21 protein-coding genes are annotated in these 26,903 nt (G+C 43.0%); 5 read left to right on the top strand and 16 right to left on the bottom strand.

Going from position 1 to position 26,903, the window contains the following annotated elements:
• Window positions 1-85: 85 nt before the first annotated feature.
• The 8 genes from H6G05_RS19770 to H6G05_RS19735 form a co-directional block, all read right to left on the bottom strand.
• Window positions 86-2,236, bottom strand: coding sequence for a 3'-5' exonuclease (locus H6G05_RS19770; protein ID WP_190580685.1), 2,151 nt, complete (start codon window positions 2,234-2,236; stop codon window positions 86-88).
• Window positions 2,237-2,238: 2 nt separating this feature from the next.
• Window positions 2,239-2,628: a toxin-antitoxin system TumE family protein gene (locus tag H6G05_RS19765; protein ID WP_190580683.1), complete on the bottom strand. Its 390-nt coding sequence runs from the start codon at window positions 2,626-2,628 to the stop codon at window positions 2,239-2,241.
• Window positions 2,628-2,954 (bottom strand): hypothetical protein, encoded by a 327-nt coding sequence (locus tag H6G05_RS19760; protein WP_190580680.1) that lies wholly within the window; start codon window positions 2,952-2,954, stop codon window positions 2,628-2,630. The genes H6G05_RS19765 and H6G05_RS19760 overlap by 1 nt, the downstream gene beginning before the upstream one ends.
• A gap of 26 nt (window positions 2,955-2,980) precedes the next feature.
• Window positions 2,981-3,313, bottom strand: coding sequence for a XisI protein (locus H6G05_RS19755; protein ID WP_190580678.1), 333 nt, complete (start codon window positions 3,311-3,313; stop codon window positions 2,981-2,983).
• Entirely contained in the window at window positions 3,268-3,717 is a 450-nt protein-coding gene (locus tag H6G05_RS19750; RefSeq protein ID WP_190580676.1) for a XisH family protein, read from the bottom strand. Before H6G05_RS19750 ends, H6G05_RS19755 begins: the two co-directional genes overlap by 46 nt.
• Before the next feature lie 10 nt (window positions 3,718-3,727).
• A complete protein-coding gene (locus tag H6G05_RS25460) occupies window positions 3,728-8,647 on the bottom strand; it encodes an endonuclease domain-containing protein (RefSeq protein WP_242025674.1) in 4,920 nt (1,639 codons plus the stop codon).
• 88 nt (window positions 8,648-8,735) lie between these two features.
• Window positions 8,736-11,606, bottom strand: coding sequence for a helicase-related protein (locus tag H6G05_RS19740; RefSeq protein WP_190580674.1), 2,871 nt, complete (start codon window positions 11,604-11,606; stop codon window positions 8,736-8,738).
• A gap of 45 nt (window positions 11,607-11,651) precedes the next feature.
• Complete coding sequence (locus H6G05_RS19735; RefSeq protein WP_190580673.1) at window positions 11,652-11,963, bottom strand: fertility inhibition FinO-like protein; 312 nt, start codon at window positions 11,961-11,963, stop codon at window positions 11,652-11,654.
• A gap of 170 nt (window positions 11,964-12,133) precedes the next feature.
• On the opposite strand from H6G05_RS19735, the gene H6G05_RS19730 reads away from it, so the two are divergent.
• Both H6G05_RS19730 and H6G05_RS19725 read left to right on the top strand, forming a co-directional pair.
• The gene (locus H6G05_RS19730; protein WP_242025672.1) at window positions 12,134-12,586 is read left to right on the top strand and encodes a hypothetical protein; all 453 of its coding nucleotides are present in this window, start codon (window positions 12,134-12,136) and stop codon (window positions 12,584-12,586) included.
• A gap of 14 nt (window positions 12,587-12,600) precedes the next feature.
• Window positions 12,601-13,263, top strand: a complete 663-nt coding sequence (locus H6G05_RS19725; protein WP_190580669.1) for a hypothetical protein — start codon at window positions 12,601-12,603, stop codon at window positions 13,261-13,263.
• On the opposite strand, the gene H6G05_RS19720 is transcribed toward H6G05_RS19725, so the two are convergent.
• Genes H6G05_RS19720 through H6G05_RS19710 form a run of 3 tightly spaced genes read right to left on the bottom strand, consistent with a single transcriptional unit; the run spans window position 13,260 to window position 15,270 of the window.
• Window positions 13,260-13,589 (bottom strand): cupin domain-containing protein, encoded by a 330-nt coding sequence (locus tag H6G05_RS19720; RefSeq protein WP_322096405.1) that lies wholly within the window; start codon window positions 13,587-13,589, stop codon window positions 13,260-13,262. The two genes, H6G05_RS19725 and H6G05_RS19720, sit on opposite strands and share 4 nt — an antisense overlap.
• A gap of 8 nt (window positions 13,590-13,597) precedes the next feature.
• Window positions 13,598-14,518, bottom strand: coding sequence for a ParB/RepB/Spo0J family partition protein (locus H6G05_RS19715; protein WP_190580667.1), 921 nt, complete (start codon window positions 14,516-14,518; stop codon window positions 13,598-13,600).
• Complete coding sequence (locus H6G05_RS19710; protein ID WP_190580665.1) at window positions 14,518-15,270, bottom strand: ParA family protein; 753 nt, start codon at window positions 15,268-15,270, stop codon at window positions 14,518-14,520. The genes H6G05_RS19715 and H6G05_RS19710 overlap by 1 nt, the downstream gene beginning before the upstream one ends.
• Before the next feature lie 471 nt (window positions 15,271-15,741).
• Between H6G05_RS19710 and H6G05_RS19705 the strand changes: the two genes are divergently transcribed.
• The gene (locus H6G05_RS19705) at window positions 15,742-17,613 is read left to right on the top strand and encodes an SWIM zinc finger family protein (RefSeq protein ID WP_190580663.1); all 1,872 of its coding nucleotides are present in this window, start codon (window positions 15,742-15,744) and stop codon (window positions 17,611-17,613) included.
• 153 nt (window positions 17,614-17,766) lie between these two features.
• Here H6G05_RS19705 and H6G05_RS19700 read toward each other — a convergent pair whose 3' ends face one another.
• From H6G05_RS19700 to H6G05_RS19680, 4 genes are all read right to left on the bottom strand, one after another.
• Window positions 17,767-20,970, bottom strand: a complete 3,204-nt coding sequence (locus tag H6G05_RS19700) for a hypothetical protein (protein ID WP_190580661.1) — start codon at window positions 20,968-20,970, stop codon at window positions 17,767-17,769.
• Between the two features lie 495 nt (window positions 20,971-21,465).
• Window positions 21,466-22,245, bottom strand: coding sequence for an HAD family hydrolase (locus tag H6G05_RS19695; RefSeq protein WP_190580659.1), 780 nt, complete (start codon window positions 22,243-22,245; stop codon window positions 21,466-21,468).
• A 7-nt stretch (window positions 22,246-22,252) separates the two neighbouring features.
• A complete protein-coding gene (locus H6G05_RS25455) occupies window positions 22,253-24,163 on the bottom strand; it encodes an NACHT domain-containing protein (RefSeq protein ID WP_242025670.1) in 1,911 nt (636 codons plus the stop codon).
• Between the two features lie 2 nt (window positions 24,164-24,165).
• Complete coding sequence (locus tag H6G05_RS19680; protein ID WP_190580657.1) at window positions 24,166-24,576, bottom strand: hypothetical protein; 411 nt, start codon at window positions 24,574-24,576, stop codon at window positions 24,166-24,168.
• A gap of 195 nt (window positions 24,577-24,771) precedes the next feature.
• Between H6G05_RS19680 and H6G05_RS19675 the strand changes: the two genes are divergently transcribed.
• Both H6G05_RS19675 and H6G05_RS19670 read left to right on the top strand, forming a co-directional pair.
• Window positions 24,772-25,050, top strand: coding sequence for a hypothetical protein (locus H6G05_RS19675; protein ID WP_190580655.1), 279 nt, complete (start codon window positions 24,772-24,774; stop codon window positions 25,048-25,050).
• The gene (locus H6G05_RS19670; RefSeq protein WP_190580653.1) at window positions 24,968-25,846 is read left to right on the top strand and encodes an Rpn family recombination-promoting nuclease/putative transposase; all 879 of its coding nucleotides are present in this window, start codon (window positions 24,968-24,970) and stop codon (window positions 25,844-25,846) included. The genes H6G05_RS19675 and H6G05_RS19670 overlap by 83 nt, the downstream gene beginning before the upstream one ends.
• Window positions 25,847-26,312: 466 nt before the next feature.
• Here the strand turns inward: H6G05_RS19670 and H6G05_RS19665 are convergent.
• The coding region (locus H6G05_RS19665; RefSeq protein ID WP_190580651.1) for an IS630 family transposase at window positions 26,313-26,903 on the bottom strand (591 nt) is incomplete at its 5' end.

Below are 26,903 nucleotides of genomic sequence, written 5' to 3'. Positions count from 1 at the left end.
TGAAGATGTAATGTTAAATGTCAGTTTGGAAGACCCTCACCCCTAGCCCCTCTCCCAAGAAAGGAGAGGGGAACAAGAAATTGTCTTACTCCCCTTCTCCCTTCATGGGAGAGGGGGCTGGGGGGTGAGGGTTCCAATATGGGGCTTTGAGGTTTTCAATAAATTCAGAGGGATATGAGGAGGAGCCACAAACCATTAGCGATCGCATAGCTCTAGAACAGCCGACATAAAATAACCGCCTTTGTTCATCGCGGATTTTAGAATGTTCTTCTGTCGGTAAATCACTGTTGAAGCTTGGGAAATTACCTGCTGCTAATCCCGTGACTACCACAAAGGGAAACTCTAAACCTTTAGCGGAATAGAGGGTCAGGACTTTAATGTAGGGAGCTTTAAGATCGATCTTTTTACCTGAGACAAATTTGGCTTTGAGTCCCAATTGTGATAATTGTTTGGCATAGGTTTCAGCGCTGTAGTTATTTGGGCAGAGGATGGCGCTGCCATGCAGAGGAAGACGAAAACGTTTGGCGGAGTCTATTAAAAAATCGCGAATAGCGGCTAGTTCTTGATCTTGGTTGTTACTTAGGAAGAGCAAAGGAGGATCGCCGATATGTAAAGAGGGAATTTGCTGTAAGCATTCGGGATCGCCTGCTTCTGTGCCAAGCAGAATATCGGTACAGGCGATCGCTATTTGTTGGGTGTTGCGATAGTTTTGCTTGAGGATGAGCGTCCGTCCCGTGACTTTCAAATCTTCATGGATTTGCTTCCAGCTAAAGCCGCGCTGATAGATGGATTGAGAAGCATCAGCGGTGATGTAAATATTGTCGAAGTTGGGAGTGAGGTTAAGTAAAAAGCGCAGGGCGACAGGGGAGAAATCTTGAGCTTCATCAATGACGATCGCTTGATAGGGTTTTTCAACTAAATTTTGAGCAACTTCAAGAGCTTGGCGGCGTAGCTGTTCCCATGTGAGGCTGCCATTTTTAGCTAATAACTTTTCCCATGTTTCATAAACTGCCCAAATTGCTTCACGAATATTTTGTCGCAGCGGCACAGCCCGACCACGCCGATCGTGGGCAATGTAATCATCAAGAGTGCGAATGCCCCAATTTTCGATCGTTTGTAAGATTTCATCGAGGAGGTAGGGTAAACCCAGTTTTTGTAATGTTTGCAGTTTGACTTGGCGATCAAATACATTTTGGGCAGGAATATTCGCTTGCTCTAGGGCATTGGCTAATAGTGATAGACATTTATCACGATCAAGGAATGGGGTGGTTTTGCCTGTGGTAACGAAATAGCGGCGGGCGATCGCATCAATCGTAGTTACTTCTACGCCTTTATCCGCAGGAGGACAGCCTAGTAATTGTTCTAGAAGTTGCTCGGAATAGGAAACGAGGGCATTGGTATAGGTGGTAAATAAAATGGAGGTGCAGCCCTGCTCTACTAATTTTTTGATGCGATAGAGGGCAAGGGTAGATTTACCAGTACCTGCACCGCCTTTGATCAGAACTGTGCCATTGCTGCCAAATTGAATTAATTTTTCTTGTTCGTCGCTGAGCTTGAGTAAAAAAGCACTGAGATCGCCAGCAAAATAGCGATCGAGGTCTTCGGCTTGACTGAGGACAAATTCGGGCTGTGTATCTATTTCTTCAATGGAACGTGGATAAAGGTTATCCAGAATCACATTTAGAAAGCGATCGGGCATATCTAGCTCTAGCAATGCTTCAGCGCTATTCACCTTAGCGATCGCTGTCCAATATTGTGCGGGAATCTGCCATTGTTGCAAGATATCTTCTGTAAGTGCGAAAGGGAGTCCCTCACCCCTAGCCCCTCTCCCTGAGGGAGAGGGGGACAAGAGGTCATCTTCTCTTTCTCCCCCTCTCCCTGCTTGGGAGAGGGGGCTGGGGGGTGAGGGGACTTTCTTCGGTTTTACGGACTGGAGATCGAGGGTGGTTTCTGGCGCTACGACATTAGGAATTTCGGTTTCATAGGTGCGCTCATTGCGCTTGCGGACACTCAGCAGCTTTACCCAACCAGTACCGATCGCATAAAAAAGACGATAGTCACCAATACGGATGCGATAGACATTTTCATAACCTTTGAGCCTTTTGGCATCCCCTTCGGCAGAGATGGGATCGCGTTCTAATAATTTGGTGGCTTTAGAAACTCGTTTGGCGACATTCTGCGGTATGCCAATGAGTTCGTGCATGAAGGTTGGGGCAAAGGTGAGGCTAAAGGTCATGGCTAGTTTTCAGCAATTTCTTTTTCAATAATTTGTAATACTTCCAAAATTCCTATTGCTTGGCTTGTTTCAACATTACCTTCAGAGGCAATATGGATATGATGGGGAAAGTTGGGCAGGTTTGGAAAATGTGGAACATTATCCCATCGTCTGCGTAGAGTAGATTGTGTATCATCCATCCATTGATAACGATAGCGTTGTGGAATAGTTTTATTGCTATCAACGATGAAGTATTCGGAGACTTCTAGAAAATCATTATTTGCAAGAATGACTCTAGCTCGAAAATAGCCCCGATCGCTTAAGTCTTGTTCTTCCACAACCGTAAAAGAAAATATGGCAGGACTAATAATGAGTTTTGTTTTAATCTCACTTAGATATTGCTCTGCATCCATTAGTCTGCTTGTGGTTGCAAGATTTTAAGGCGATCTCGGATTGCTTGACGCAGATCGTAAAATACACTCCACTCTACAAAGTCCGCAGTATCACCTAACTCACCTCGATTAAAGCGTTGATAAAAGTCTTCGGATGTTATTTGGTATTGCTGTTCGTAGTTTTGAATTTTGGTTTGGATTTCGGTATGTTGGCGATGAGCGATCGCTATTTCGATATCAACGATTTTAGTTAGGGCACGTTCGAGGGTGTTGCTACGATAGCCAGTTTGATAGAGGGCATCAAGGGCTTTTAGAGGATTATTAATTGTCTGATTTGGTGAATACATGGCAATTTTAGATTAATGGTTATATGTTAACTAACGGCAAAATCGGTGTACTTGCGGAGGTTTGGCGGATCGAAGGCGAGGACAATAGCTGCTTTAGGAATGCCGAGATCTACTAATTTATTGGCTATACCAATTTCTGTGCCGTCTTGCTGAATCCAAATTTTGTTGTCAATGATGTCAATGTGGAGAACAACGCCATAGACTCGTTTGGAGTTGCGCCAACCTACATAGACAAGTTGATAATGGTCATGTTCGGTGTCAAAGATTGTTTCTGCGCGAATTCGGGTATCCCAAACTAGGCTAGCGTGTTCTTTTAGGAGGTTTTGGATATGTTGACGGTATTGGGTGAGGGTATCCATTTGACTATGTTCTCCTGTTCGATGTCGTAGGTAATTAGGTAAATGGTGTTCTGTTGGAGCAGTTCTTGGACTAGGGAAGTGGCGAAAAATTTGTCATAGAGGTTTTCGGGGACGGCTAGATAGAGGGTACGATCGCTTTCTAGTTTTTGCAGGGCAAGTCTATAGGTTATAAATTGTCCTAATGCTCCATAAAATTCAGAAATTTTAGAAGATCCGAGAAAGCTTTTGATTTCTACAGCAATTTTAGTTTCTCCTAGCTCGGCTGCAAGAATTTTTTCGGCTCCAAGGTCAATAGCTAGGTCAAAGCTGTCTGTTTGGAGTCCATAGGGATCGTGGGTTATTTGCCAATTTTCTTTTTCAAGGGCGTGCCTGACAACTTGGTGAAATAGATCGCGGGCTGACATGATTTTCCTCCTAATATCCCAGTTTATCCCATGCTTCTAAAACGAGGCGTTGGGTGCGGTATTCGCCATATTTCTTCATTTCGTTGTTTTTTAGGACTCTAAATGTCTCGCTGGGGAAGTCTGCGCCGTAGATGTCGGCGGGGTCGAGGATGTAGCGCAGTTCGTCACGGGTTAAGCCGTAGAGTTTGGCGTAGTAGGCATCGAGTTCGGCACGGATTTGGGCGCGACGGGTTTCGTGCCAGATGAAGGGGGGAAGGGGGATGCCTTCTAGGTTGTCGGTAAGCCCCTCACCCCTGCCCCTCTCCCAAGTGGGGAGAGGGGTTCTGAAAGAGTCTTGCTCCCCCTCGCCCTCTTTGGGAGAGGGGGTTGGGGGGTGAGGGTCTTGATCGAAGGCAGCGCGGTTGGCTTGCCATTGTTCGAGGATGAGTTGGCGGAGGTGGGTTTGGTGGGTGGGATCTGGTGGGGTGGTGAGTTCGAGTTGTTTTTTGCCTGTGAGGTCTAGTTCTAGGTCAAGCCCAAGTTGTTGTTTGTCGCTGACTTGGGTGAGGATGGAGTGGGTTTCGGTTTTGCTCCCTTCGATTTCGCTCTGGGATCGGGTGGGTGTGGGATTCCAAATGTCGTCGGCAAAGGGTTTGATGTCCCATGCGGTGTAGGTGAGTTCGAGGACGAGGGGGGTGATGTAGTTGATGTCGTTTTGGCTGTAGCGATCGGGGGGGAGGACGGGGAGTTGTTTGAAAATGAAGAAGCTAAATGAAGTTCCACCAACTTTTTGACGTGCTACAAAATCGAATACTAAGCTATTAAAGTTAGAAAATAAGCATAAAACAAGTTGGACTTTTTCGTTTGTCAACAGAAGAGGTGCTTTATGTCCAACAGCAACTCGTGGTAATAAACTAAAAATTGCTGTGCGTTCGTTTGTTGCAGTTGTAATATCACGAAAGCCAATTAACCATTGCTTATTCCACTTGTTAGCAAGGCGGTTTTCAACCTCAGCCCGATTGATCCAATATCGAGATTTAATATCAAAATTAGAATCTTGTTTCATTTCTGGAATCGTTTGCGGTAACCTTCCTGAATTTATATCTGCTTGTTTTGCATTTTCATAAGTAGAAAAGCGGTGATCGTAATGCCAAAACATTTTTGCTTCATAGAGCAGCACAGTGTTTTGACTGGGTGAATTGTGAAATAATTCACTATCATTTGCCATGTGAAACATTGACATAAAAGAAATATCCCAAGGATTTTCACCCGTTTTTTCATTTTCCAAAACAGGGATATTTTGATAGATTTTCTTAATGATTTTCGCATCAACTACAGTACGAAATATCGGGCAGGTAAGTGTATTAGGATTAATTAAAGCAATATCTTTTGAAGTTAATGTAAAATGCCTTCTTTGTTCTTTGATATCAAAGAAATAACGACACAAGAATATAAAATCAGTAGCATTAATTATTCTCGCTTTACCTGTAATAACTAAAGCACAAAACTTAAAAGCATTGTGTACCTCTGAAAATATAAATGCTTCATTTTCAAAACCTATCAAACTATCTAAAGATTGCTTTTGCACTAAATCACTAAAAAACTTTTTAGTTGTATCATCAGTCGCAATCCCTGTAGGCACAATAATTCCAGCCCTACCATTTCCCGCAATCAAATCCCTCGCAGTCTCCGAAAACACCGCATAGGTATTCACATCACCCACCGCCGTCAAAGGAAACCGATTCGACTCGCGGATAAACTTACTTTGTGCCTCAGCATCATGCTTCGCCGCCTCAAACTCCCGCGCCAGTTCAGGCTTCTGAGTCGGCAAAGCCTTAATCAACTTCTCCCGTTCCGACTTATTCGCCGCCTTCGCAATCTCCCCATCCCGCAAAGCAAAAAACTCCTTTTCCTGTAACTTGATGCGCTCCCAAGGAGGATTACCGAGAATGCAATCAAAACCATCATTCTCAAACACATCAGGAAACTCTAAAGCCCAATGAAAAAAGCCTTTCTCAGAGGCTAACTGATTCGCAGCATCAACAATATCTCTGATTCCTATAGCTGGAAGACCCTCACCCCCAGCCCCTCTCCCAAGGGGGGAGAGGGGAGCAAGATTTTCTTCGGTTCCTGTTCCCCCTCGCCCTTTTTGGGAGAGGGGGCTAGGGGGTGAGGGAATTTCTTCATTCAACAACCGCACCAACGCCGCCGTAGTTGGCAATAACTGCAAATTCTGCTCAGTCAAAGGCATAAAAAACGCCGCCGTCCACAAATTGCAAGCCGAACGACTGCGCCACCACTTGCGATCGCGTTGATTCGCCTCATAGCGCTCCTTCTTCTGCTTCACAAACTCAGGCGTATTCTCAGGAATCCGATCCAACTCCTGCCATGCTGAGGCAATTTCCGCCAAATCATCATCTAACTGACCCGCCGTCGAGAGTTGCCCCTTGAGATCCTTGAGCCTTTCCTGCTTATTCGCCTTCTTCTTGATACTAGACAGCGCCTTATCATCCCCAGTCACCGCCTTAAACGCCTCATCAGGAATCCCTTCCTTTAATACATCAAGATTTAAAACACCCACCAACGAGTTACCGCACTTAATGCGATGGTCAAGGAAATTAAGCGGCATTCCCTTCGCGAAACCCTCAATCCAAAGCGCCACCTTACAAAGGTCAACCGCTAGGGGATTGATATCCACTCCATAAATGCAATGCTGAATCACATCACGGGTCGCCTCACGCAAAGGTTCAGGACTAGGCGCAGCTTCACCCGTCCGTACTTTAGCCAATTCCTTCCCAATCCGCCGTGCTGCTGCCAACAGAAAATGTCCAGACCCACAGGCAGGATCGCAAACTTTAATGGAGAGGAGTGCGGATTCTTGAAGTTGTTGAAGACCCTCACCCCCAGCCCCTCTCCCAGAGGGCGAGGGGAGCAAGAAAGATTGTTTGATTGTTTCTAAGGTCTCAAAGAGTGATGTTTCTACTTGTTGACTACTGACACGCACAAAATGTAACCCAAGAGATTCAAGGAGTCCTTGCCGTTGACGGTCTAGCTCTTGCTGAGATTCATGGATTAGTCCATCAACTTCTACAATTAAATTTTCTTCTCTACAGAAAAAATCAACTATAAATGTACCAATAGGATGCTGGCGGCGAAACTTACGATTTTCTAGCTTACGGTTGCGAATTGCCTCCCACAAAATTGCTTCACTTTGAGTTGGCTCTTTACGAAATTGCCGCGCCACATCCTGCATCTTCTTCCGCAAATCATCAGAAATTTCCCAAGAATCCCTCACCCCAGCCCCTCTCCCTGAGGGCGAGGGGTTCTGAAATTCGTCTTGCTCCCCCTCGCCCCTAGGGAGAGGGGGCTGGGGGGTGAGGGAATTCTTCGCCTCATTCATCCTTTCTGCAATGACAGGCTCCAAGGCACTCTTCACCAACTGTGCCACAAGCTCTGATGGTGTGTAATAAGCTCCTGTCGTTTTGCGATCGCTACCCGCCACTAACAAAAACTCATACTTACCCTGAGACAAACTCACCTGTGGATGAAAATCTAGCAGACTCTCATAAACACTGCCCAACTCTTCTACATCAAGCGCCGCATAATTAACACGCCGCAGTTGTGTCTTATCGGTCGGTGCATAGAGCGATAGATTGCGAATGACGACCATGAGATCGTAATTATCTAACGCACTCACATTTAGCTCTGGCAAAGTCGTCGAGCCGAACAAATCACCATTTAGCGGCGATAGCCCCAACAACTCACCGCGCCAATTTTCATCAAAAAGGCAAAACGTCACCCGCAAACCTTGCCATAGGTCTTGAAATCCTTCGCGGCGAGGAACGATCGCCTTTTCTGCTAGAGCGCGTAAACGCTCAATGCTGTAATACTCCTCATAAATTCGTACCTTTTCAGGATCTTCCCCCGTCAGCAACAAATTACGCGACTCCGCCACCATCAAGAATAAAAGGCGATAGATCAGCAACAGGATTTGTCGATAAAAATCGCGATCGCTAATTTCCTTAGCTGCAAACTTATCCCTCAGTACTTGATTTTTGGGATGCTGCAAGAAACCATTACCTAATTGTGCGATCGCTCTTTCAACACCATCTCTTAGACGATCGCGTACCCTACCGCCCTGTTGCAAAGTTTCTTGATGATAAAACTCCAACAGACACTCATGGGCATCATCCATTCCTATCGGTAAACGCGATCGGTGAAACAGACGATAAAACAACCCAAAGTCCGCAAAATTCTCACCTTCGAGAATTTGCTCAAGATCGAACTCAATATAAGTAAGCCTCGTCATCAAAGAAGAGTCACGCAACAATCGCCACTGCAAACCATTGGTAGTAATCCCCCATAGATGCTCAGTCCGATTGAGATATTCCTGCATCAACCCATGAGCCGACAGCCTCGGATTTCCACTCGGCGGCTTATGGTCAAGTCTTATTCTGCATCCAGTAATGTGAATCGGAGGTTCGCCCTCACCCCTAGCCCCTCTCCCTCTGGGAGAGGGGGACAATATTTCTGATTCTCTTTCTCCCCCTCGCCCTTTTTGGGAGAGGGGGCTGGGGGGTGAGGGCATTCCCGCCCGATGCGAAATCGCAAAACTCTGTCCATCAATAACTTCCACCTCACCCCGAAAACTGGGCAAATATCCCAAATTATAAAGCAAAGGCACAACCCAAGCCTTGCGCGTTTCCGTAGTCCCTGACTCCGAGAAACTAGATTCTTCACGAGATTTTTTAAATCCTGCCCAAAACTTTTTCGCCTCACCCCACACCGTCGCAATCTCATCCGCCAGCTTATCCGCCTTCGCAAAGCCAAAGTCTTCGGGCGCTTGTCCCTTGATACTGCCCGTAACCAGATCCGCAAGATAGTCCCCAGCAATCAAATTACCTTCGATATGCAAACCTGTACTATTTTTGAAGATTTGAGTAGTGGTCATGATACTTAATAAATTGATGATTAACCGTAGCGAGGCTAAAGCCTCTGAGTTTAAAGTGGAAATAGGCTAAAGCCTTGACTACTCTGAACTACTTAGGTTTCAAAACATAGACACCGAGCAAATCCATCGGTAACTGAGCCTTCACTTTGACCTGTCCCTCCTTCGTAATTGCTCTAACTCTACGGTGAGATTGCGCTAAATCCTGAGATCGCGACTTCGCAATTAATTCCAATTCCTCCTGCAAATCTTCCATACTTTCTAACAAGTCGCGCATATCTGATCGCACCAGTCCCAAACTAGGCGGATCGGCAACTGGTTCAGCAGTTTCGATTAACCGTAAAGCCTCACTTTGCTCTAGCCAAATCGGATTTGAAGTTGAGCCTGTAAAACCAACCACTAAACATTCTTCAGCTAATAGGCTCTTATCCTCTTTAAATCCTTGTTTTGGGCTATCGATCAAATGCCTCAAGCGCAATATTAATAAAGTCGTGCGCTTAGTCACGGCATCTGTCACCGTGAAACCACAACGCGCCGCCACAGGATTGGCTATATTACTTAAAACATCTTCTAATAGAAATCGCGCCAAACTCTCGACTAGTGGATGGTTACGCCCAATAAACTCCACACCTTCTGGCGTAGGACTGACAAAGGAAAGAGTTAGCTTTTGCTGGTTTCCTAAGAATGCGGACAGACTTGGAGCAATCTGGGACGGGATATTTGGCAACAGATAGCAAGGATGCTTTTGGATTGTTTTAGGAATGAGTAAGGCATTCAAACGCCCACCAGCCGATCGCACAAAGCGCTCGATTTCTGTCGCATTACCCAATACGCGATCGGACTCAATTAATTCCTGTTGCACATCTTCCGAAGTAATTGCCCTCTGAGCAAACCTTGTACGGCTAACTTTTTCCTCAGCTTGCTCCCAAATCCGATTCATTTCAGCATCCAGTAGCGCCAACTGTGAGCCAGCGTCAAAAATAGAAAGCTGTACACCTGCCGATTCGTATTCAAATAAAGAGTTGAAAATTCGCTCGGTAATGTTGGCATTGTCCATCGGCACAGGCACAGTAATGCCCAAGGATCGATGGATTTTAACCGCCTTGCGAATCAATACTTTTAACACCACATCATCAATGGGATTGTCTTGTCCACAGAGTAAAGCACATTTCACGACCGCAGATTTTTGTCCATAGCGATCGACCCTACCCTCACGCTGTTCTAGTCGGTTAGGATTCCAAGGTAAGTCATAGTGCAGCACTGCCGAGAAATGTTCTTGCAGGTTCACACCTTCACTCAAGCAATCTGTCGCCACTAATACTCTCAGTTCATAGCTTCCTAGTTCATTTAAAAATATCTCTCTTTCATCTTCCGACTGCTCGCCCGTAATTGCTAACACCCGCAAGCGATTACCTTTTTTATCAAGTTTTTGCTTCAGCACATCGCCCAAATGCTTTGCCACATACTGCGCCGTAGCAATATAACGACACCAGATAATCGGATGATATCCTTCATTGAGAAGCGTGATTACTGTAGCGATCGCCTGTTGCAACTTGGCATCCTTTGCCCCGTAGAGTTTTTCAGCAGACTGGACAAAGGCTTTGAGCTTTTTGCGATCGCTATCTCGATATTGTTGCTGTCCCTGCTCGATCGCTAAAGTCGGTTGAGCATCGGCAGACTGTTCCTGTTCCGTTGGATCATAAACATAGGATGCCATCAAGTCTTCATCGATCGTTTCTGCCTCTAAGCGCTCCGAAACCTCACGTTTTTCCACCTGTTTACTTAAGGTCGCCACCGCCGCCGCAGGTGATGACATCACACAACGAATCAGCGCTAACGCCGCCCAATAACGTCCCCGCTTTTGGGCATAGGACATATCATCAGTAACACCCTTAACCAAGCCTCGCGCAAAATCATAAACCTCATTAAATAATTCCCGATATTCTCGCGTCAGCTTGTAACCAATCTCCGTAGATAGTCTTTTAGGAAATGGGGTTTCACTACCTAGCCATTGCTTCACGTCTTTACGACGACGTTGAATAAAGTGATTAGCTAAGTTGGTTCTCTCTTTCTCTGAGAGATGTTCTAAATTCATCGCCGCAAATTCTGGTTTAATCAAGCCCAAAATTGACAAAAAAGATTCTTCAATACCGCTATGGGGTGTTGCTGATAGCAACATTAAATGTTGATCTTGCTTTGCCGCGATCTCATTAACTAACTGATGGCGCTGCTGTTGCGAAGCGCTTTGACCACTTGGACGCGAACAGGTATGAGCCTCATCAACAATTACTAAATCTGGACAATGGGCTAAAAAACTCGCTCGCCGCTTATCGGACTTGGCATAGTCTAAACTAACGATGATATGGGGATAGTAGCCAAATACATGATGATCTCCCGCAGGTAGCGATCGTTCTAATTTTCCCACTGTCCCCGAACGAATCACCACTGCCTCAATATGAAACTTCTCCCGCAATTCCCTTTGCCATTGATCGCATAGGTGCGGCGGACATAAAACAGCAATTCGTTTAATTTCATGGCGATCGAGCATTTCCCTTGCAATCAATCCCGCTTCAATCGTCTTGCCAATCCCCACATCATCAGCGATTAGTAGGCGTACTGTTTCTAATCGCAAAGCCATCAGCAAAGGAACCATCTGATAAGGACGTGGATAAACCGACAATCTCCCTAAACTCCGAAAAGGACCTGCCCCGTTCCGCAAACTCAACCGCGCTGCATCCATCAATAACAAAGCCGCTTGACGGTCTTTAATTGCTTCAGGTTGTGGCGCAGGGAATTCGGCTGATTCGATTACTTCTAATCCCAGTTTCTTAAAAACACCGCAAACCTCATCCTCATTCCCACTTAAAGGTCGTAGCCTAATCACGTCAGAATTATCTGAAGGTAAAACTACCCACTGGCGATCGCGACAGGTAACTACAGAACCAATGTTATAACTAGGCATATTTGAAAAATCCCAAAATTAGAAAACTTTTAAAGAGCTTGAGATTTAGTTGGGGCTTGCTTCTTCAGCAGGTTTGGCTTCTTTAGGCTTTTTCTCAAATACTTGGATATTTGGCTCAAGCAAAACAAATCCTGTTTCAGTAGCTTCACCCATCTTGCCTGCGATCGCCGCTACCCACTGTGGATAATTAGCCTGTGCATCTTCCAACTTCTTAAATACCTTGGGCTTCACAGTAACGCTAAAGACTTGACCATCACAATCTAAATCAAAGGACTTCCAACCATTTTTATCAACGGACACATCATCAGGGAGTTCATTAATTTTGATAGTTAATTCCAGTTTTCCTTGTGTTGCCATATTTGTACAGTATGCCTAATGATTGATATGTATTAATAACATATTTGATTTCCTACCATACGATATCAGAGCTTAAACCTCACATCTAAAGAAGCCTTAGCGATTTCAATTAGGTTATTTCTGTTCTAAATATGACTAAAAGTATTCCAGATAAATGCAAAAAGTGTGCAATGCTTTCGGCGACTCAGGCTCAAGAGCTTCATGGCAATGATGGCGATCGCTGTTGGAATCCTGCGGTTTGCTATAGTCGCCGTTCCTATGCTCGTCATCGAGATCGCCGTAATCTGATTCGCTCACGTCAACGTGGTGATTCCGATGAAAATTTAGTTGTTAATACTGATGAATTCGCCTCAATTTTTTGGGCTGTGTTAGTGGTTTATCGGCAGTCGGGAACTGATACACCAATTCATGCGATCGCTGTTCAAGTTTGGCAAGGACAAGAAAAGTTCGCTGCGATTCCACCAATTCATTGTGCAGGGATGGTTGCGACACAAGTACATACTTATGTGCAGAAAGTATTGGTTTTGCTAGAGTCAAATTATGGGATTAAGAAATTTGCAAGTCAAGAACGTCTCGATCCTTGGCTTTGTCCTTTGCGTCCTTGCCCTTGTCATTCAAATTAATTTTCGGTGTGACAATGAAAGTTAAACAGCTTGAGTTGAATTTGTGGGAGGTCATTTCAACTGCGAGGCAAACTCCTGAAGATGCTAATTTGCCAAGTGTGTTTGAGCTTTTAGATCTGACTCTGGTTGATCTCGATACGCGATCGCAGTTACGAATTGTAGGAGAGGCGGTATGTCAGATTGCAGATTTGTTTTGCGATCGCTCTAGCTTTTTATTTGAGGAGTTAAATTCTCGTGCAGTAAAGGGCGAGCCGATCATGGCTGATGATGCTTTTGATCGTTATGTGCGTCAGTCTATGGTGGTGGATTTTGAGCAGTTCATTGAGCCTTTGCAAAGTTTACCTAGGAAAATTCCTGAACAGGCAAAAAATGGTAATTCAATTGTTGGCGAAATTGATAAGGAAACTTTGATTCATTCTTTAGAGCAGGAAAACTTGCTTAGTTTTGAGGAGGAATTTGAACGGGCGATTAGTACTGCTCATGCTGAGAATGTTTCGGCTTGGATTGAAGCGATCGCGCAATGCATTGCAAATAATTATCCTCCTATTTGCTTGTTGGATTTACAAGCTACTTTACCTTTAGCAATAGTAGAGATTTGGCTGGGGTTACTTTTAGGTGATTTCAAACTTGAGCAACGAGGAAATTTTTATGATTCAAACAAGATTTGGATTAGCTAAGGTGAAAAATGACCATGCACGGCAAGCCAAATACAAGCTGGTTCGACACTGGTATATTCAACGCGATGCTTTGAATGCGCGGGAATTAGCAGATAATCTCCTGATTTTAGTTTTATTCTCGTATCGTCCGTATAGGAAAGTTCGGCTTCACCTTGAAGCAAGATTACCCATTCATCAAGTTTTTGGTCATACCATTGTCCATAGGGAGTAGTTTGTCCTGTGAAAACAATGCGCTCAATCTGGATATTTTTACCAGAAACAATTTGCTCAAATTTTTCTAGTTGAGATACTTCTTGAGAAAGTTCGTATATGTTCGGCAGAACCACAATGAGTTTTACTCATCCTGAATTAAAGTTTCGATTTCCGCTAGTAACTTAGCCAGCTTTTTAGTTTTTTTAGGATTATCCCAAACCTTTGATTTTTTCATTGCGGTGAAAGCATCACTCATCAAATCTTTGAGAGAAGGCTCTGTTACTGTCGTATCTTTAGCAGAGTTAACGGCAGCAATCCTAGCCTTAATTTGGGCAAGAGAAAGATTTTGAGTGATCGCCTCTTCAAGTAATTCTTGACGTTGAACTTCATCGCGGATACGAGCGATCGCTCTTGCTTTGGTAAATTCTAATTTGCCCTGACGCAATGTTTCTAAAACAACATCAGGCATATTTAATAGCGGTAAACGGTTTGTGCGGAAAGATTCAGCGTTAAATCTGCCAACATTGGCTAGCAAAGATTCGATTGCTTCAAGTTGACGGGTAACGTTATCCGTCAATTCTAAACCACGTTTTTTAGCGTTGGCGACTTGGTTTAAGGTGGAGGTAATATCACTGATCTCAACGTCAAGGGAAAGGGATAACAACTCTAGAATAGCCTCGGTTTCTTCGACAGGGTTTAAGTCTTCACGCTGCAAATTTTCGACAAGAGCTATTTGAATTGCTTCTTTGTCCGTAACATCTTTACTGATAATCGGTATTGTGTCTAGTTCAAGAATTTGGGCAGCTCGAAATCTTCTTTCCCCCGCAATTAATTCATATTGTCCATTTGCCAAAGGACGAACTAATAGTGGTTCTAAGATGCCATGTTCTTGGATCGACTGCACAAGTTGCTGCATCTTTTGCGGATCGAAATATCGTCGAGGCTGTTTAATAGGCAATTGAATCAGATCTATTTTAACTGTCTGATTAGTTGCTGGTGTCAATTCATCCAATAGGCGAACATTGCTAATTTGATATGCTGGTAAAGGTCGCTTGCTAGCCATTAAATTGTCTCCAATGAATCTGTAATTTGATTTAAGATATCGATAACAGGGTGTTTCGGGGAATGTAATCCTAAAGGTTCATGCATTTGTGCCGAGTCAGGGAAGGCGATTGTCCTTGGGATGGGAGGATAGACTGTGGCAATTGATGATAGTTGGGTCTGAATAGTACTGAGGCTAGTTTTCGCTTGCAGGGTTTGACCTTCGTGCATAGTGGGAATAAAACCTGCAACTTTAAGATTACGGTTAGCCCTTTGACGCACACGCGCAACAGTTTCTAGTAACAAATTGCAACCAACTAGACTTTTGTAATGGGTTTGAATTGGGACTAAAACATGGGTAGCTGCAATCAGACTAATATAGCTAAGGATAGCAAGACTGGGAGGACAGTCAATCAAGATAAAATCATACTGCTCTTGGACTGTAGCGATCGCATCCTTGAGACGCACTTCTCGAAATTCAGCTAAAACCAATTCCATCTCGGCAGCACTCAACTGAATGTTGGATGGGACTAAATCCATGCCATGAATATTGTGGTGGATTGGTAAGCTCTCGTACTGAGTAATAGACTGGTAAATAGTCTTGTCTAGTTGGTAGATATCGAGCCCTAGAAATGATGTTAATGATGATTGCGGGTCCATATCAACGAGCAGGACTTTGCGATCGCGTTGGGCAAGTTGGTATCCCAGATTCATGGTTAGACTGGTTTTGCCAACCCCACCAGACTGATTAAACAGGGCAATAATCTTGGTCACAGGATATCTTGGTAAACAACACTTATGAAGTGTAACTTATGTTTGGAATTTTTTATAAACTGTGCTGCTTTTAAAATAGATTCAATAGTCATATAGCAATTTAAGTTTCACTTAGGACAGATCAAAACCAAAAAGATGAGTGGTGGCACTTTGCGCCGCCACTCATCTTTTTGGTTTTATGTCCTAGCTATCTCTTGCGTTGATATAGATTAATTTGTGCTTATTAAATCGACTATTTATAAGCATTTTATGTCAATTTCTGATTTGACGGGTAACGTTATCCGTCAGTTACCTCAAACATTAAAATTTAGGTAAGACAGAGATAAATCAATCCTGATTGTCTATCTTTAAAATGCAATCGAAAGCAGAATTAAAGAACAAAAGAAGTCGGAAAGTTTAATTAGTTACTAGAAGTAATGGCTATCGCCAATCTCATAGTAAAATCACGATAACAAACGTCATGAGTTGCATATGCCTGCACTAAAGATCAGTGAATCCATGATTCGCAAAAATGCAAGCGATAAATCTTTTGAGCGTGGTAAAGAATACGCGCGATCGCAAGCAGTGAGAGATTTAGTCTTACGAGATCAGACTTTACAAGCTTCAGTAGCAGGTAGTACATACTATCGCGTGAGCATTGGCTTTAGCGATCGCGGCATTCAAACAGCAAAGTGTTCATGCCCTTACGATTTTGGTGGTTGGTGTAAGCATATTGTGGCAGTTCTATTAGTAGGTATGGAGCGACCTCAAATTGAAGCGCGTCCTAGTTTAGTCGAAATGTTAGAAAAGCTAGATCTAGAACAAACCCGTAATCTTTTGCATAACCTTACTGCTAAATCACCTGATTTAGTAGATCTCATTGATATTCAGATCCAACTTTTAACCAATATTAAAGAGAGTAAATCTAAAGCTAGTAAGACGAATAAAAAAACTAGTAAAACAGAAACTCAACATCCCGAAATTGACAGATCGCCTTTTCGTCGGCAACTATCCTACTCATTACAAAGTTCTTTACGCAATTATGAACATAGTTATTACGATGAAGATGATCCTTTCACGGACATCATTTATGAAGAGATCGAAAAAGCCAACGTATTTCTAGAGGCTGGCGATAGTTTTCGTGCTTTTGTGATGTTGTATGCGATCGCGGAAGAGCTATGTAACTATACAGAAGAAATAGAAAACTATTTGGGTGATGTTTCTGACTTGGTTTATCATCTCGATCTAGAAATGGCTGAAGCAATTCTCTGGACAGATTTTTCTGTCAAGGATCGGCAAAAATGGGTTACAGAATTTGAAGGTACACAAGATGTTCTCTGTGCTGAACTTGACTTTAGCCTCGCCGCCTTGATACAAGGTTGGGATGATCCCTATTTACAAGCAGTCCTGCAAGGTAAAGAAAAGCCTGAAATTATTAATCATCCAGCCGTACAAATCTCAACTCAATCCCAAAGGAAAAGGACAACTATTCAAAAGGGAGCCAATGCATATGTTCACGAAACAGATTTACGTCCATTAGGAAGAATTCGACTCAAAATTTTGCAAGCCCAAGAGCGTTTTGATGAATACCTCAATCTTGCTAAAGATGCAGACTTCTTTACAGACTATGTAATTATGTTGCTCAAGTTAGACCGACATAATGAAGCGATCGCTACTGCGGAAAATGTAGATGATGAAAATGATGCTTTTGAAATAGCTCAGAAATTGCTAGAGCATGGGTTTGAAAAACAGGCTTTATATATTGCCAATAAGGGATTGCAATTACAAGAGACCGATGCTAAACGTTATCGCTCTAAAGAACTTGCGGATTGGACAGCTCAATTAGCAGAGCGTTTAGGAGAATCAGGGACTCTGCTCAATGCTAAAATCATTGCCTTTAAACTAACCCCTTCTCTTGCGGATTATCATCAAATTCGCGATTTGACTAAGAATAAATGGAACTCGACTAAAGATAACTTACTAAAATATTTATTACAACTAGATTCCTTTGCGACCTCTGAAGCCAAGGTAGCTATCTTTTTAGAAGAGGAACTATTTGATCAGGCGATCGTGATCGCTAATACTAGCTATTGCCGAACTTACGATAGATTGCGGGTCATGAAAGCAGTGATTAGTTCTAATCCGCAATGGGTCATCACAAAAGCGAAGTCTCTAGCTGAGGATATTATTACTCGAGGCAAATCCGATGATTACGAACAGGCGATCGAGTGGCTAGAACAAGTACGCAATGGATATCAAGGTTTAAAACAGGAAAAGGAATGGCTCACCTATAGAAATCAATTAGTTGAAGTAAATGCGCGTAAACGTAAGCTCATGGAATTAGTTAAGCGCAAGGGAATTTAAACGATCGCATAGATTAGGTTATATAGATAGAATGTATCAGCAAAACAACTAGGCAAAGGGCACTGGACAGTTAAAGCGCGACGTATTTGCGCCTTTGTTATTGTCACAAAGTGGACGTTTCAGCACTTATCCCCGATTAGCTGACCAATGCCATTACTCATTAATCGCTAAAACAACCAAAGTCGAGAATAACTTATGACGAGAATAAGTTGAAAGTCTTGCCAGAACATGACTATGTAAATAGAGTGGAATATGTTCCGTGAAAAACTCAAATATTCCAGCCAAAGTCTCCTTAATTGGTATCTCTTCGGTCAAAAACAACTCAGTAGCACCAACCCAAAGATCAACAATTTCAAGATCCTGAGAATCCGTAAGAGAAACTAGACTTTCATTAAAACTATGGATCAATTGGTTATATAGAGAATCTAATAACAATTTGATCCAATCAAAATGGTAACGCAGTATCCCGCGCTTAATCCCGAAATACTGACATAACTGGCGTTCTGAAGCATTCAGCAAATCAAAACCACCATCAGTTACAGAATTAATTATCTGATTTACCTTAAGTTGCAAAAGCTCCAAATTAGACATCGCTTCCGCAGTGATATCACCAGATTTAATAAGCGTATGGGGCATATCACCCAGATTAAAATCCGACAAAAAGTAAATAACATCACCATTCTGAAAGCGATCGCCTGCCTTCCTACCAAAACACTGCATAACCGTCGCCAAAATATGGCGATCGACAAACGCCGCAAAATCAGCATCTTTATCAATTGGATGTAAGCCCGTCATTGCAACATAATCAGCGCGAAGCATGGCAATATTGGCGCAAGGAGTACCGACAATCACAAAAGTTTTAGCCGATTTAAAATCATTGGAGCCACGGGAATCACGGAACCAAAAGCCATGAGTATCTGACTTAGCAAACTTTTTAAAATCAATCACCCTAGTCGTGGGATCAAGCTCAGTAAGATGAGCAATAATTGCCTCAACTTTAGCCGTCTTTTCCTCACGTCGCTGCAAACCCAAACGCCCTAGATTATTCACCTGATAAACCTGCGGCATCACCAATTGACCAGATTGCTTAATCGTATGAACAGGAGCATTGAGACGCATTTGCAGATCAGTGACATCAATCGTGGCATCCAGATAAAGATTAGCCGAAGACCTGTGAGCAATCTCCCGCAACCGAGAATCACCCAAAGAAACCGTTAACTTTTCATATTGAATATGCAAATCACCATGGGAAATAGCCCCAGAAAGAATATCTAAAAACTCCACCAACCATTGCTTCAAAACCTCACGGTCAATCTTTTGCTTAATTTCATCAGCATGGAAAGTAGTTTCGCGTTTTAGCAAAGCATGAAATTTAGCCAACTCGCGCTTATCCTTCCCTTTAGCATTTTCAAACTCAGAATCAGCAATTCCATCAACCGTATCGAGAATAGATAAATCGGGTTTCAGCAAATCAGCCAGCAAAGTTGTATCAATAATTTCAGGGATAGCCGATTTAATCGCTTGGAAATCAATTCCGTGGTAAGACTTATCGGTTAATAAACCATGCAACTTATTGAGAACATTAATAATCTCTAATTTGTTATTAATCTCAGAACGAGTTAGCAAAGCGATCGCCTGATCCACATCCTCACGCCCAACGGAAATCTGACGCATCGTTGTTAAACTTTCCGAAACTTCCTCCCAGATCAGTAAAGTTTTGGAATAATCAAACTCATTAGGACTAGGCAAACTCGCAGGATGCGATCGCAAGATTTTAGAATTAAAAGCGATCGCTCTTTGATGTCTAAAGCCAAATCCATCACCTGAATTGCCACGACAAGCATTCAGTAAAGGACAAGTTTCACAAATGACCTTAGTATCAGCAACTCCTTTATCCCGCAGAGCCGAAATAGCTCCAGTCCGAGAGCAGTTCGCCTGAGTATGCACAGACTCACCCGACTTAACACGGCGTAACTTACCAGATTTATTAGTCAAACCATTGTGACGCGCAGGCAAAATCTCCCAATCCTGCAAAGTTGCTGTGGTGACATTGCGCGAATCATTAGATATATAGATAATCCGTTCAACACCATCAAATAACTCAGGACGCAAACGCCCTGCATCATAACTTTTGCCCGTACCAGTTGCTGAAGCATCTAGGACATGTTTGTGAGTTAATAGCGAATCGCGCCAAGTTTCAATCCTTGCCCCAGCCTCATATTTCAATTGGGGTAAGACTGATTGAGGCGATCGCCTAGTTTGAGATTTATTAGCAAAACCATTAGCGGGCTTCTTGGGAAAAAGTTTATCCTTCAACCATTGGAACGGAGAAAACTTTGGCTTGGGTTGGTAATTCGCAATCTGGAAAAACTGCTCAACCGTCAAAAGCTGAATCGCTGCATCACCAGATAACTCATCAATATCATCATCAGTTTTAGCAATCTGACCCCACCAGAGAACATCGATGGTATAGCCAAGGTCAGCTAAAAAATCCAGATTTTTCTCATGGCGGCGCATTACAGATGGATTAGCAATATCACCTGCATCGATCGCATATTCCAATCTGGTTAGCTCAGGTTTAGCCCCAATCTCTGCAAAGTAACTTTGTAAAGTTTCTTTACTAGCAACAAACTGACCACCCGAAGCACCGATCGCTACACAACCACGCAATTTAGCAGCAAGATAGGGCTTAACACCAGTACCCTCAACTAAAACTACACGTTGACAATCAACCTGAATATCACCATGAAAAGCTAAAGGTAACTCACCATTTTGTTGTTGAGCCGATATCCCAAAAGGCTTATGCCAGCGATAGCGTCCTGATGCAGCATCGCGTAAACGGATTTGAAAACCGAGGATTTTGCCATTAGGATTCTTAATTGGCAGAATATAGCCAGAATTAGTTGATTTAGCGCCTAAACTCTTAATTTCAGCATCAGACAAGCCACGACTGACTAAATCAGCTCTATCTAAACTATCTAAATCAAGTTTTTGTAAGTAATTTTGATAAAGGCGATCGCGTTGGGCAGTATCAGGCAACTTAGCGAGATTGCCCCTTTTTGCTTTTTGTTGAGCCATCCGCAGTTTTAGATTTCTATCACGACGCTCTTGGCGATCTGACTCAGATTCGGGGCGCATTCTTACATATTTGCCTGCAAAATAACTGCCATTGGTTTCACCCAGATATTTCCAATCTGCGAGATCTGCATCACTAGGATGGGTCATACACAGAACAAAATCTTGATTTTCCGAAGCAGTTCGACATTTACCTGTGATGTCATCGCAGATCGGGCAGGGGTTATGGGACTTAGTTGGTGAAAACTTTCGGGAAGAATACTGGTTATTTAAAGAGGTCATTAGTTTTGACCTCCCATGAGCTTGTCAAGGACGATCTTTAGATAGATCTCCTCCAACAAGTCTTGTGACTTTAAAAACATCTAAATTGTCCTGATTGTAAGGTTTGTAGCGATTTCAATCAGGAAATAAACAGACTTTTTGAATTCAGTTCTATAATCAATAATTGCTTTTTGCAAAATTATTAAAAATTTGCAGCAAAAACTGTTGCTAAACTTATATCTTGCGTTAAGATATAAGAAAGCGCTGAACAAAATTGCCTCCAAGCAACATCTGTCCATTCCTGGATATTAAATTTAAAAACCTTCGGGGTTACAAGAAAGCTAGTGGTTTGCCGTCACTGGCTTTTTTGTGTTTGAAGGGGAAAACTAACTAAGTAATCTCCTATAGATAAAAAACTGCAATTTAAGCATACAGCGATCGCTCTAGATCTGATCTATAAAAGATCAAAAAAAGATCAAAATTTCATAGATATCAGTCTGAATAGGTTTGTCTCGCTTACATTCTGTCATCTAAGACACTATTTTTGAGTAATAGCTGGGCTAACTCTTGGAAGCCAGCAAACTCAGAGTCATGAGTCATGTATTTAGGTAAATGCAGCATCTTGTCTTGATAGTGACGAACATTTGCTACACCGACCGAAACGGGAAATTTTGCAGGATTAAACATAGCCTCATCATTGGGGCTATCGCCAATGGTTAGGACTTGCTGTGAATTGAGTTCAGGAAAATGATTTTTGAGTACAGCATCTAAGCCAGTTGCTTTATCTTGGTGCGGTGGTTTGATGTGACATTGGACATTGCTGTACGTGAAACTCCAACCCATTTGTTGACATTGTGAAGAGATGGCTTGAATATTATCGGTTGATAAATCATTGACATCAAAAGTCCAATCGGTAATACGGAATTGATTATCAGTGGAAGTCTGAAGATGAGGAAATTTTTGCTTAATGTAATGGAAAGCATTTTCTAGCAGAATGCGATGTCTAGATATATTGGGAATAGAAGAGAGCAAATTTTGTTGACCATTTGGCTGTAAAAACAAACCACCATTTTCCGCGATCGCCCCAGAAACAGGTAAATAATTCACCAAAGCACTGACCCAACCCGCCGAGCGACCTGTCACTAATAGGACTTTGATTCCTGCTGATTGTAAATCGAGAAGAGTTGAGATGAAATCAGAGGAGAATTTTCCATTGTGGGTAAGAGTGCCATCAACATCGGAAGCAATCAAGCGAATGTCGGACAAATCGTTGTTATTGAGAGGAAATAAAGGCATAGTGTCTTTAGATCTCCATCTCGGCAAAATGTTCTTGTAATAGCTTATGGATAAAGCGATAGCGTCCTCCCACGCGCTGGAGAAAAAGTAATTCAGTGCTGTAGTTCAGGAAACGCGCGTAATTCCATGGAATATTCCCATTGTGGTAAAGGATGAGACGTAAAGAAAGGTGTTGGATACATGCTACACCACCACCGCTTAGTCCACCAATTGGCCCACCAATCAGCCCACCAATCAGCCCAAAAAGCAGCCCCAAATTCAGCCTACCAAGCAGCCCAAAAATCAGCCCAACAAGCAGCCCAACAAGCAGCCCAACAAGCAGCCCACCAATTACTGTAACAAGAAGAGCATTGCTTACTGATTTGTGTATCCCCTGATTTGGATGAGCCTTAACATCCATTTCTGAAAAAATTAGCCCACCAATCAGCCCACCAATCAGCCAAAAAATCAGCCAAAAAATCAGCCCAAAAATCAGCCCAACAAGCAGCCCAACAAGCAGCCCACCACTCAGCCCAAAAATCAGCCCAACAAGCAGTCCAACAAGCAGCCCAACAAGCAGCCCACCAAGCAGCCCACCAAGCAGCCCAGAAATCGCATCATTAAAAGACCAGTTGAATGTCTCCACTAATTTGATTGAACTAAGCGGCCCACCACTCAGCCAAAAAATCAGCCTACCACTCAGCCCAAAAATCAGCCCAAAAATCAGCCCACCAATCAGCCCACCACTCAGCCAACCAATCAGCCAACCAATCAGCCCAAAAATCAGCCCAAAAACCAGCCTATACCGTCCGCTCTGTTTTTTTCCTGATAGCCATATGGATGGTTGCATCCTTTCGATCAAAAATTCTGTCTGTGACTCTCGTTGCATTTTTAGAGAGAGAACTCTCAACCATTGCCGTGTTTGTTTTTCTGATGGGATTCTTTTTTTCCTATAAGCCCTACTATTCAATTCCCTCTCGAACATATTTTGAACGTAGGCATCCAGCAAAAGTTTTACCCGTTGCTGCGTCGAATTTAATGTGTGCCATTGATGCAAAGAAAGTTTTGTATAGGACAAAATTGTTATGCTCAATAGCAACGGAGTTCTGACTAATTCCAGTAACTCTGTATCTTGTTGTAGTAACTGCCATAGTTCTGTCCGATTCACCCCCAATAAATACTCTTGAATTTGCTCGTCTGTCAGCGATTGCAGCAAAATCGCACCATTGAGATTTAATCGTGTCTGATAGTTGGCATACTCCTCTTGACGGCTGCACACCACTACAGATGGCGGACGCAAATCTCCCCGCAACCATAGATTTATTGCTGCTAGACAAGATTCCTGATGCTCTATTTTGACTTCATCTAAACCATCTAACATTGGTAAAATTAGTTTCTCTTGCAGCCATTTCTTAGCAATATCTTTACGCACTCCATACTTTGATTTAAGTTCCTCTACTAACCATTCAGTCATTAACTGACGAGGATCTGTCCAACTCGACAGGTTAAAAAGTACTGGGATTGGTCGAACTGAATCTTGATCCGCTTTGGCAACAAGCGCTTTTGCGAGGTCTAGCATCGTTGTTGTCTTACCAGAACCTGGAGCGCCCAAAATTAGCAACTGTCCAGCAATTTCTGTTTGCTCGAATGTCTCTATAATGCTTGTCTTTGGCGGGATAGGTTGTCGAGGCTTTGCACCAATCTTAATTTCTGCATCCCACAATCGTTTTACTTGTTCTGGATGAGATTCCTTGTCCAAAGTAACGAATACATGATTGTGTAGCGACTGCGCTAGTCTAGAGTCAACTTCTTGTTCTATTGCTTGCAAGATTAATAGCTCGTTGCGCGAACGAATAGGCTGGTTCTGAACTATTACATTTCCCTGAACCTGTTCGATATTGAATTGATCGCGCCCACGGTTGTCATATTGCCGAGACATGGTTAAGCCCCGCCAATTTTCTGATTACCTTGCATATTTTCGATGTTGATCTGATCGCGCCCGTAGTTGTTATATTCCCTACTTGAATTGTTTTGATTTTGGATATTGATAATTTGTTGGGCAATCTGCCTTACTTCCGTAGCAAATGCCTCATCTTCATCCAACTCAAGATCTAGATGTTTGGTAACTTTGTCTAGTGCCGTTGAATTACCATTTTGTTCAACCTCAGCTAAGGCTTTTTCAGCACGTTCATTGCCTTGAAATTTGGCTTTAATTTTGTCGCGCAGATTTTTTACTAAGTCGATCGCCCCACCGACAGATTTCTTAGCCAATTCCCCAGCCCCAGACTTAGCAAACTCCTGAAAAGCAATTTTGACAATTTCCGCCGCCGCGATCGCAGTTATCGGTTCCATAAAATCACCCTTGATTGAAATTGCTGACGTAGTTTTACATTGTCACTTGATTATTAACATTACTATAGCTTGCAGCCATAGCCAGATAAAACTCTTATCTGAATTTTATCTTCTTCGATAACACTGAAATGTCTGGACTCATAATTTTGTAATGTGATACTGTTGGGAATTTTTTGGTGGTCGCACTTAATTAGCTTGCAACCCGCAGACTTACATGAGTGTAACCTGCTCGGATTCCGCGAACTATTCCTCAAACTGAACGGAACTCTCTACAAAAGAGCGATCGCCCGACGCGATGAATATACCAGCAAAATTAGAGAAGCAATGAAACTATCAAGCGATCGCAAATCCCGCAAGAATAATCCTCAGAGCTACTGTAAACTAACTGTTCATGAAGACAGACACGATATTCTATCAACTATTCAACACCTTTCACACCCTGCTTTTCGAGCTAATCGAACGCCCGATCGCTGAAGCAGAAGGCTATGAATTTAGCTCAGTAGAAGTGAAAGAAAAAGCCTTTCGATTTGATGGCATATTTAGCCCCAAATCCCAAGACAAACCGATATATTTACTGGAAGTGCAATTTCAGCAAAAGGAAGACTTTTACTGGGAGTACTTATCTGAAATATATCTATACCTAAACCAATATCGTCCTCAACAGGAATGGCAAGCGATCGCTATCTTTGCGAGGCGTAGCTATGAACCAGAGCCAAGAAGCCATGTGCAGGAAATGCTCGACTGTCAAAGGATACAGCGAGTTTACTTAGAAGACCTACTAGAGCGAGAGACAGACTCTTTTGCGATCGGGATTATTCAGCTAATTTTATCGAGTGAAAGTCAAGCTGTAGCTATGGCAAGACATCTAGGTGAGAAGATTGAGCGAGAAAACAATACCGAAATTCAAGAGCAGGTACTAGAATTAATAGAGATAGTGTTGGTATATAAATTCCCAAAACTCAGTCGGCAGGAGATTGAAGCAATGTTTACATACAGCGATTTAAAGCAAACGCGAGTATATCAAGATGCAAGAGAAGAGGGTGAGCAACACGGCTTAAAACTAGGCGAGCAAAGAGGTCTAGTAAAAGGGCAATCCACGATGTTGCTGCGGATGCTTGGTCGCAAGTTTGGACAGATCACCCCAAGCTTGAGGGGCAAGGTGAATAAGCTATCGGCAAAGCAGTTAGAAAATTTAGCTGAAGCATTATTTGACCTAGAGACGATCGCTGACCTCAACAACTGGCTAAAAACCAAAGGCAAACTCAAATAGACGATTTTTGAACCAATTCAAAAAAAGACATGACTTTAGTTGTCATGTCTTTTTTTATGGCTAGCGCTTGTTCGCAAGAACAAAAACTAGTGAAAAAGCCAAAAATGTACCAACCCATATTTGAGATCACGCCAGAAATCGAGCAGCATTTTGATAGCCCCCTGCGAGTAAAAGCCGAAGCAACCGTCGAAGCGATCGCCCTAAGCAAATCAATATCATCAGCAACAGCAGAACAACAAGTAGAACTCGCCAAAGCATCAGGATGGGGAACCCTCACCGATATTTGGGTGAAAGCCAATCATCAAGGCAACACATGGCAGCATCGATGCTATGAAAAACTAAGCCAACTATTGACCCAAGCCGAAATCCAAGCCGCCAAATCCGCAACCGCAACCGCATACCAAACGAGCTTTGAAGTAATCCGAGCTATGTGGGATATTCTCAGTGATATAGGCTTTATACCAAATCACAAAAGAGAGGCAACAGATAGGGCATCCAGTATGGAATCTCTACCGACAAGAGAAGCAATTACAGATTTAGTCATCTCAGAGAGGCGATTCTTGACCAAAAGCCGCAACTCATCCATGTTTTTGGGTAACGCAAATCGCAACCCTTGCTTCAAATGTAACCAAACACGCTCAATCGGATTTAATTCTGGAGAATGAGCAGGCTGAAATATCAAAATGACATTGCTCGGCAATCGCAAACGCTTAGCCCGATGACAAACAGCTTGATCAACTTGCATGATAATTATGCTGTCTGCAAATTTCTCTGAAACAAGGTCAAGAAATATTTGAAAACAGTCAGTGTTGAGATGACTAAATTCATAGAAAAAGCTTTCTCCCGTCGCAGGTTCGACGATGCCGTATAACCATGTAGCCTGAAACTGCCACTGGACTTTTGCCTTGGGTTTGACCCCACGAGCCGTTATTTTACGACCACTGATGGTTTTCAAACCAATCCTTGTTTCGTCTTGACAAAAGAATCGGACTTTTCCCGTTAATCCCAACAAGGTCACGGCATACCATGCCACCATGGCTAGGTTATCCGAGAGTTT

The sequence above is a fragment of the Phormidium tenue FACHB-1050 genome, from assembly GCF_014696925.1.
Taxonomy (GTDB): Bacteria; Cyanobacteriota; Cyanobacteriia; order Pseudanabaenales; family Pseudanabaenaceae; genus Pseudanabaena.
This window is presented reverse-complemented; position numbering and strand designations above follow the sequence as displayed.

Coding starts and splice junctions, on each gene's coding strand:
- H6G05_RS19715 (WP_190580667.1), bottom strand. CDS start 14,518: ATGGCTAGCAAGCGACCTTTACCAGCATATCAAATTAGCAATGTTCGC.
- H6G05_RS19770 (WP_190580685.1), bottom strand. CDS start 2,236: ATGACCTTTAGCCTCACCTTTGCCCCAACCTTCATGCACGAACTCATT.
- H6G05_RS25455 (WP_242025670.1), bottom strand. CDS start 24,163: ATGTCTCGGCAATATGACAACCGTGGGCGCGATCAATTCAATATCGAA.
- H6G05_RS19725 (WP_190580669.1), top strand. CDS start 12,601: ATGAAAGTTAAACAGCTTGAGTTGAATTTGTGGGAGGTCATTTCAACT.
- H6G05_RS19750 (WP_190580676.1), bottom strand. CDS start 3,717: ATGTCAGCCCGCGATCTATTTCACCAAGTTGTCAGGCACGCCCTTGAA.
- H6G05_RS19730 (WP_242025672.1), top strand. CDS start 12,134: ATGCTTTCGGCGACTCAGGCTCAAGAGCTTCATGGCAATGATGGCGAT.
- H6G05_RS19680 (WP_190580657.1), bottom strand. CDS start 24,576: ATGGAACCGATAACTGCGATCGCGGCGGCGGAAATTGTCAAAATTGCT.
- H6G05_RS19705 (WP_190580663.1), top strand. CDS start 15,742: ATGCCTGCACTAAAGATCAGTGAATCCATGATTCGCAAAAATGCAAGC.
- H6G05_RS19755 (WP_190580678.1), bottom strand. CDS start 3,313: ATGGATACCCTCACCCAATACCGTCAACATATCCAAAACCTCCTAAAA.
- H6G05_RS19740 (WP_190580674.1), bottom strand. CDS start 11,606: ATGCCTAGTTATAACATTGGTTCTGTAGTTACCTGTCGCGATCGCCAG.
- H6G05_RS19700 (WP_190580661.1), bottom strand. CDS start 20,970: ATGACCTCTTTAAATAACCAGTATTCTTCCCGAAAGTTTTCACCAACT.
- H6G05_RS19765 (WP_190580683.1), bottom strand. CDS start 2,628: ATGGATGCAGAGCAATATCTAAGTGAGATTAAAACAAAACTCATTATT.
- H6G05_RS19695 (WP_190580659.1), bottom strand. CDS start 22,245: ATGCCTTTATTTCCTCTCAATAACAACGATTTGTCCGACATTCGCTTG.
- H6G05_RS25460 (WP_242025674.1), bottom strand. CDS start 8,647: ATGACCACTACTCAAATCTTCAAAAATAGTACAGGTTTGCATATCGAA.
- H6G05_RS19735 (WP_190580673.1), bottom strand. CDS start 11,963: ATGGCAACACAAGGAAAACTGGAATTAACTATCAAAATTAATGAACTC.
- H6G05_RS19670 (WP_190580653.1), top strand. CDS start 24,968: ATGAAGACAGACACGATATTCTATCAACTATTCAACACCTTTCACACC.
- H6G05_RS19760 (WP_190580680.1), bottom strand. CDS start 2,954: ATGTATTCACCAAATCAGACAATTAATAATCCTCTAAAAGCCCTTGAT.